Origin of the sequence: Paenibacillus sp. N3.4, assembly GCF_008017805.1 — a bacterium.
In the GTDB taxonomy this organism is placed as follows: Bacteria; Bacillota; Bacilli; order Paenibacillales; family NBRC-103111; genus Paenibacillus_E.
This window is the reverse complement of the sequence record NZ_VRTT01000149.1, coordinates 1-7225: the sequence shown is the minus strand read 5'-3', so window position 1 is coordinate 7225 and position 7225 is coordinate 1. Positions and strand designations below refer to the sequence as shown.

The 7225-nt window shown below is 48.2% G+C and carries 5 protein-coding genes; all 5 read right to left on the bottom strand.

Annotated elements, in window-relative coordinates:
- Positions 1–311, bottom strand: a 311-nt coding sequence (gene tnpA / locus FU659_RS34145; protein WP_147951612.1) for an IS200/IS605 family transposase, incomplete at its 3' end; no start/stop codon positions are given.
- Positions 312–439: 128 nt separating this feature from the next.
- The gene (locus FU659_RS34140) at positions 440–619 is read right to left on the bottom strand and encodes a nuclear transport factor 2 family protein (protein WP_147951611.1); all 180 of its coding nucleotides are present in this window, start codon (positions 617–619) and stop codon (positions 440–442) included.
- 287 nt (positions 620–906) lie between these two features.
- Positions 907–4575 carry a thiol reductant ABC exporter subunit CydD gene (cydD, locus tag FU659_RS34135; RefSeq protein ID WP_147951610.1) on the bottom strand — a complete coding sequence of 1223 codons (3669 nt, stop codon included), beginning with the start codon at positions 4573–4575 and terminating at the stop codon, positions 907–909.
- Between the two features lies 1 nt (position 4576).
- On the bottom strand, positions 4577–5587 hold the full coding sequence (gene cydB, locus FU659_RS34130) for a cytochrome d ubiquinol oxidase subunit II (RefSeq protein WP_147951609.1): 1011 nt from the start codon (positions 5585–5587) through the stop codon (positions 4577–4579).
- A 43-nt stretch (positions 5588–5630) separates the two neighbouring features.
- The gene (locus tag FU659_RS34125) at positions 5631–7025 is read right to left on the bottom strand and encodes a cytochrome ubiquinol oxidase subunit I (RefSeq protein ID WP_147951608.1); all 1395 of its coding nucleotides are present in this window, start codon (positions 7023–7025) and stop codon (positions 5631–5633) included.
- Positions 7026–7225: the final 200 nt, after the last annotated feature.

Here is a 7225-nt window from a genome sequence, read left to right as displayed (position 1 = left end):
TTTCCTCCCCACAATTTCTTTTTAATCTTAGGAAACTCTTTAAACAAAAGTCTGGCGGAAACACCTTTTAATGCTTTAATCATACTAGGTATTGAATGCTGTGGTGTACAATCCACTAAGAGATGGATGTGATCGGAGTCGCTTTCAATTTCAGATATAGTGAAGTTGTTATCGGATGCAATCTGAATAAGAATTTCTTTTAGTCTTACGTCTAATTCTTCTACAAGAATCTGGTGTCGGTACTTTACACACCATACGATGTGGTACTGAATGGCATAGACGTAACCACGACCATGCCTAATTTCTGACATAAAATTACCTTTGACTACAGAATAGCATATGTCAGTGTTATTTTCCTATAGAAACCTTGACACTAAAAGGATTGTTGTAATAGTTACCTAAACATGTGTCGGATAGCTAACGTGGCATAAGCCACGCCCTATCCGAAGTTTTCTAACTCACGACTGAAGGCACGAGTTTGCGAAAACTTTTCATCAAACCCGATTTGCTCTCCCTCCTTTGTGAACAACTCAGCTATACTACCGGCACTACGGTTATTCCAAGCATCTAATAATTGATGATAAACAGCCTCGATTTCATTCCGTGCTGATTGCTCCATTATATTTCCTCCATAAAGTGTTACTTTTACTAATCTCAATTATAACAATTTCCTATACAAATAACCTCTTTCAGATGAAACTAACCTCCCTTTACCTGAATGAGCAGCCCCTTTGGGGTTTCAATTATTTTTACCGTTGAACAAATAATTGAGTTCCGGCAAGAACGAAACCTACATACGGAAAGACGCACATCATGTTGCATTCGTTCCAACAGATAAGGCTGATCCTGAAAGAGAACAGCTCGGGCAAGATAGCGGAGATTTTGTGCCGCCCCGTCACTATCCATTCATACCATCGAATGAACCTCGCTAGGTGCATTCACATGAGTGTGCTGCCAATCTTTTTCCTGCTCAAGCTGCCAGAGACGATAGTAATAGCCTTTGCGATGGAGAAGTTCCGAGTGTGTTCCCCGTTCTTGGACACAACCTTCATGCATGACGATGATTTCATTCATGCGTTCCAGACCTGACATTTTATGCGTGATCCAAAGCACCGCTTTGTCCTTCAGTAACGTATCCAAATTGCTCCAAATCGCCTTTTCCGTCAATGCATCTAACCCTGTTGCCGGTTCATCGAACAAAACAGCTGGACTTTTACGGAGCAGCGCACGCGCCAAAGCCAGACGCTGACGCTCGCCACCGGACAATAAACTGCCCCATTCGCCAATGACAGTCTCATATCCGTTCGGGAACTTCTCGATTGTATCGTCAATCTGTGCCAAGCGAGTCGCCTCGCGCAGCTCATCGTCGGTGGCTTCGGGGCAGCTAAGCCGTAAGTTCGCATTCACGGATGCGTTAAACAAGTGCACGTTCTGAGAGACAACTGCAAATTCCGAGCGAACGAAGGCCGCTGGCAAATCGCGAAGCTCAGTACCATTCATTGTAACTGAGCCCTCGGTATACGGACGCAGCTTCAATAGCAGGTGCAGCAATGTGCTTTTCCCAGCTCCGCTCTCACCAACAATGGCGGTCATCGTTCCTCGTTTCAACGTCATGGAAAGATCTCTAATGGCATAGGGCTCCACTGGACCATACTGGAACGAGAGCCCACGAATGGAGGTCGTCCAGACATCTTTTTGAGACTCATCCCCTTCACACGTTTCAGCTTTCTCTGGTACGTTGCGCTCGACTGTCTTGTGAATTGCCTCGTCTATCTGGTTCTCGTCTGCCACTCGGAACAGTCTATCGGCGGATGAAAGTGTAAGACCTATAGACTGAAATGCGGCCGGTAACGGCATGACTGCTTCAAAGCAAGCTAACGTAACCATAACTAATGCTGGAATCGCGCTACCCTCTAGCTGGCCGCGGCTGACTAAGTACACCGAAGCCGCGAGGACTAGCCACATAGCCAAATGCGCAGCCGCGAGCATGCCCCCGCTCGCGTAGGCAGCGACCTTATGTTGATTCGTTTGATACACATTCGAACGAATTTGTATCTCATCAATTCGAAGAACACGCTCGTTGACACGACCGTATACGATCAAATCTTTGATCCCTGCGATGAGATCCGCTGTTTCAGCATACATGACTGCTTTCGCTTGCACGATAGCCGCGCTGTGAGATTTAGCGCACCGAGCGCTAAGCCAAGGAATGCCTATGCCGGCCAACCCCAGCATACAAGCAAGGAGGATCGCCAATTCAACTTGATGCGCAGCCATCACGATACAACCTAGAAGTCCAGTGAGCATAGCAACAAGCGGGGGTGCAAGTACGCGTAAATACACATTTTGCAATTGCTCCACATCGCTAATGACCGCATGAAGCAGTTCTCCGCTTCGTCCTTTCTCTAACAGCTTAACTCCACCTGGTTCCAAACGTTCGTAAAGCCATACGCGTATGCGATGCAAAATTCGGAACGTCAAATCATGAGAAACAAGCCGCTCTAAATACCGAAACACGCCTCTAGAAAGGCCGAAAAATCGGACACCCACAATCGGAATCCAAAGCATTAGAACAGATTCGGGACGCAGCGCCGCTTGAGCAATAAGGTAGCCGGAGGTTCCCATCAGGCCCATATTAGCGGCGATTGTCAGACAGCCGAGCAGCACCGCCAAAGCTGTCCGTCCTTTGTAAGGACGAACGAACTCAAGCATGCGTAGGAACGTCCCTCCCTTATTGCTAATGAGCTCTTTCTCATTTGAAGCTTGGCGGAAAGTAAAGTGACTAACCGTTTCATCCTCCGCGCCTTCGGAAGATCCATGAGCTTCAGCCCCGTTTAGAACCGCCTCCGATTTCGCTGTGCTGTTAGCTTTCATCATGCGAGAATACAGCCCACCAGCGGCTAATAGAGCAGTTGGCGTTCCGATTTCAGCAATCCGCCCGTTCTCCATCACAATGATGCGATCCGCGTTTTGTACCGTTTCAAGACGATGCGCCACTGTTATTGACATGCGATCTTGCAACTGCTCATTCAGTCCCTGTCGCACGACAGCCTCATGAATGAGATCTAGCCCTGAGGTTGGCTCGTCGAGCAGCAGAATTGGCGCTTGCTTGAGCAGTGCGCGTGCAATGGCAATGCGCTGCACTTGACCGCCCGAAAGTCGGACAGACTCCCCCATCATCGTCTGATCGCCTTGCGGAAGCCGATCGATGAAATCGACGCCTGACGCTAAAAGGGATACAGCCATATCCGTTTCTGCAACATCACCACAGCCCATGATCAAATTTTCTTTCAAAGTGCCATGATAAAGCCTTGGATTTTGATTGACAGTAGATAGCTGATCGCGCCACCACGTCATCGACAGCTCCGACAACGGGATGCTATCGACTAGAATTCTCCCTTCCGTAGGCCGAATGAAACCCTGAAGAACATCTAGGAGCGAGCTCTTGCCAGAGCCTGAAGGCCCAATCACGGCCACTCGCTCTCCAGGTTCAAGGGTGAGGGATACGTTTGAAATCGCGGCTCTTGTTTCACCAGGGTAAGTGAGACCGATCCCTTGAAATTCGATTCTGTAACCCTTCGCATTCCAAAGCGGGTGCCGACTATCGTCCCGATCCGTCCAGCCTGGGGGTTCTGTCTCCAGAATATCCAAGATGCGGGCAGCAGCAGCCATTCCATTCGTGCTCGCATGAAACTGGGTCCCTAGCGCGCGCACAGGCACATAAAACTCTGGCGTCAAGAGAAGCACTAAAAAAGCATGCTCGAATCCAATTTCACCAGCAATCAGCCGCAATCCTAGAAATACAGCAACGATGGCCGTGCTCAGTGTTGCAAACAGCTCCATAACAAACGCCGATAAAAAAGCTAAACGCAAGGTCCCCATCGTCGCTTTGCGGTAATCCTCACTGATTCGGGAAATAATTTCAATTTGTGCGCGACTGCGATTGAAAATCTGCAATGTCGGTAAACCGCGCAGGATATCGAGAAAGTGACCGCCTAATCGTCCGAGCGTTTTAAACTGCTTTTGCGCCTTCGATTTGGCGGCCATGCCAACGAGAATCATAAAAATAATAAGCAGTGGGAAGGTGACGGCGAGCACTAAGGCGGACAGCCAATCCAAGCCTGCAACAAAACAAAATACGGCAGCAGGAATGAGCATTGACAAGGCCATCTGCGGCAAATAGCGGGCCAAGTACGTTTCCAATTGTTCAACGCCTTCGTACACAGTGCTTATCAATTCTCCACTGCGCTCGCCTTTCGCGTAGTTCGGTCCTAAATCAGCGATTTTTTGCAGCAGTCTTATGCGAAGATCGCTTTTAATGCGCAGCGCCATACGGGACGATACATAGTCACTCGCCGTTTGAATTGCCGCTCTCAGGCCAATCCATCCGAGAAGCACAACCAACACTGGAAACAGAGCAGCAAGCCCAAGTCCTTTCATAAACGCACCATTGACAATCTGAGCCAAATAGGAAGCTTCTACAATAATGAGAGCTCCCCCGGCTAGGCCAAGCGCAATACAGATGGCAAACAATTGAAGCGTCCCCGGCACTTTCAGTAATAGCTTTTTCATCATACTAGTATTCCAAGTGATCTTTCACGCTGATCCGTTTGCGGAATACCCAATACGTCCATGCCTGATAGGCGATGACCAAAGGCACTGCTGTTAAAGCTATGATCGTCATCACTTTAAGCGTATACGTATTAGAAGCTGTGTTGTATATCGTAAGTGTCCATTCGGGATTCAGCGAAGAGATCATCACTCTTGGAAACAGCGACATGAACACCGTGATGGTGGACAGTGCGATCGTTAAGCCAGTCATGATGAACCCCCACCCGTCACGACCTGCCTTAAGGAGGAAATGGACGGACAATAAGGTCATCCCTGCCATAAGCGGAACCATTCCCGGGATAATGCCGTCACGGGTAAACATGTCTGTCTGGAAGTAGCACAGCACAACAAAGAGCAGAAGCACTGCGCTTGCCCACGCTCCAAAGCGTTTGGCAGCTCGGCGAGCCCGTTCACGGAGCTCTCCTTCTGTTTTGAGTGCAAGATAGAGCGCGCCATGCAGTAAAAACAAGAGTACGATGCTAATCCCAGCCATAACCGAGAAAGGTGAAATCAAATCCCAAAACGTGCCGACGTAATTCGTCTTGGCATCAATCGGTACCCCCTTCATCAAATTCGCCAGCGCAACACCCCACAGCAGCGGAGGCAGCAAGCTGCCGAAAAAGATGATCCAATCCCAAGTTTGACGCCATTTGGTGTTCGGTAATTTGCTCCGAAACTCGAACGCCACACCTCTTCCGATCAGGGCAATGAGCATGAGAAACAAAGCCATATAAAATCCACTGAATAAGGTGGCGTACCAACCTGGAAATGCGGCAAACATGGCGCCGCCCGCTGTAATAAACCACACTTCGTTGCCATCCCAGACGGGGCCAATCGCATTGATAAGAACACGCCTTTCTGTATCCGTTTTGCCAAGGAACGGCGTCAGCATGCCCACGCCGAAATCAAATCCTTCCAGAAAGAAAAAGCCGACAAACAGCACCGTGATCAGTACAAACCATAAGGTTTCCAGCATAGGTAATTCCCCTCACTTTCTTAGTATTCATCAGCTCCCTGTCTTACAGCAGGGTTGCCATGGTTTCCTCACGTTCATCCCTATCATGAAGGCCGTGTCCTTCCTCCTCGACTCCTTTGCGTACAAAATGGACGATAAGGTACACAAACACAACGGCCAAAATGCCATAAACAAGCATGAAACCGATTAACGAGGTGGCTACCATGGAGGAGGAAACGAGAGGTGACACCCCTACCTCTGTCTTATGCAATCCGAATACAGTCCAAGGCTGCCTCCCTACCTCTGTCATGATCCAGCCCGCTGAGTTCGCAATAAATGGAAGACTAATAGCAGGTATCATCCATTTCAAATAATGACGATATCCTTCCAAGCGATTGCGTAATGCGGCGTAAGTTCCTAGCAGACTAAGTAGAATCATAAGTACGCCAGCCGCTACCATGATGCGGAAGCTCCAGAAGGTCGTCTTCACTGGCGGAATATAGTTGCCAGGACCATATTTCACCTCGTACTCGGCCTGCAGCTGATTCATACCAGGCACACTGCCTGTAAGCTTGTTATACGAAAGAATGCTTAACGCATAGGGAATTTCTATTTGAGACTTGTTCTCCTGATTTTTGACATCAATTCGCGCAAATACGGTCCAAGGGGCGCTGTCCCCCGTTGTATTCCACAGTGCTTCTGATGCAGCCATCTTCATCGGCTGAGATTTCATCAAATGCTGCGCTTGCTCATGTCCAGCTACTGCGGTCATAAAGCTTGCCGCGAGCGCAAATACGATCCCTATTGTAAAAGAGGCTTTGAATAAATCCACCCTGTGTTTGCGTAAAATTTGATAAGCGCTGATGCCTGTTACGAACATTGATCCTGTAGCAAGTGCTCCATAAATAACATGCGGGAACTCAACCCATAGCTGTGTGTTGCCAAGCAGCGCGAAGAAATTCGTCATCTCCGCACGTCCGTTCTGAATCGTGTAGCCGACGGGCTCTTGCATGAATGAGTTCGCGCTCAGAATCCAGAGTGCGGATAAAGTTGCTCCAATCGCTACAATCCATATACAAGCCAAATGCACCTTTTTCGACAGCCGATCCCAACCGAAAATCCATAACCCTAGGAACGTAGACTCCAAGAAAAAAGAAACTAAAGCTTCTACGGCAAGAGGTCCTCCAAAGACAGCACCAACAAACCGAGAATAATCCGCCCAGTTCATACCGAACTGGAATTCTTGCATAATCCCTGTCACAACACCCACTGCAAAATTAAGGAGAAACAACTTGCCCCAAAATTGTGCCATTGCTTTGTATTTGTCGTCCTTCTTGACCACATACATCGTTTGCATACAAGCAATCAGATAAGCAAGACCGATAGATAAAGGTACGAAAAAAAAGTGGTAAACTGTTGTTATTCCGAACTGCCACCGACTCAAGTCTAATGCTTCCAAAAATAGCGCCTCCCTTCTTTTCGTTGTAAGTATAAATCGTGGCGTATTCTTTGCATGTGATGAATATCACAGCCGCAGTAATTTATTTTGAACAAAGATTGTAATCGGGTAGGAGGCTACTCATTAGTTGAGTAGCCGACCTCCCACACCACCGTACGTACCGTTCGGTATACGGCGGTTCCTTAGTTTACACAGTGACT

Bases quoted from the DNA above. Each gene is read 5' to 3' on its own strand.
- FU659_RS34140 (WP_147951611.1), bottom strand. From the start codon at position 619: ATGGAGCAATCAGCACGGAATGAAATCGAGGCTGTTTATCATCAATTA.
- cydD (WP_147951610.1), bottom strand. From the start codon at position 4,575: ATGATGAAAAAGCTATTACTGAAAGTGCCGGGGACGCTTCAATTGTTT.
- cydB (WP_147951609.1), bottom strand. From the start codon at position 5,587: ATGCTGGAAACCTTATGGTTTGTACTGATCACGGTGCTGTTTGTCGGC.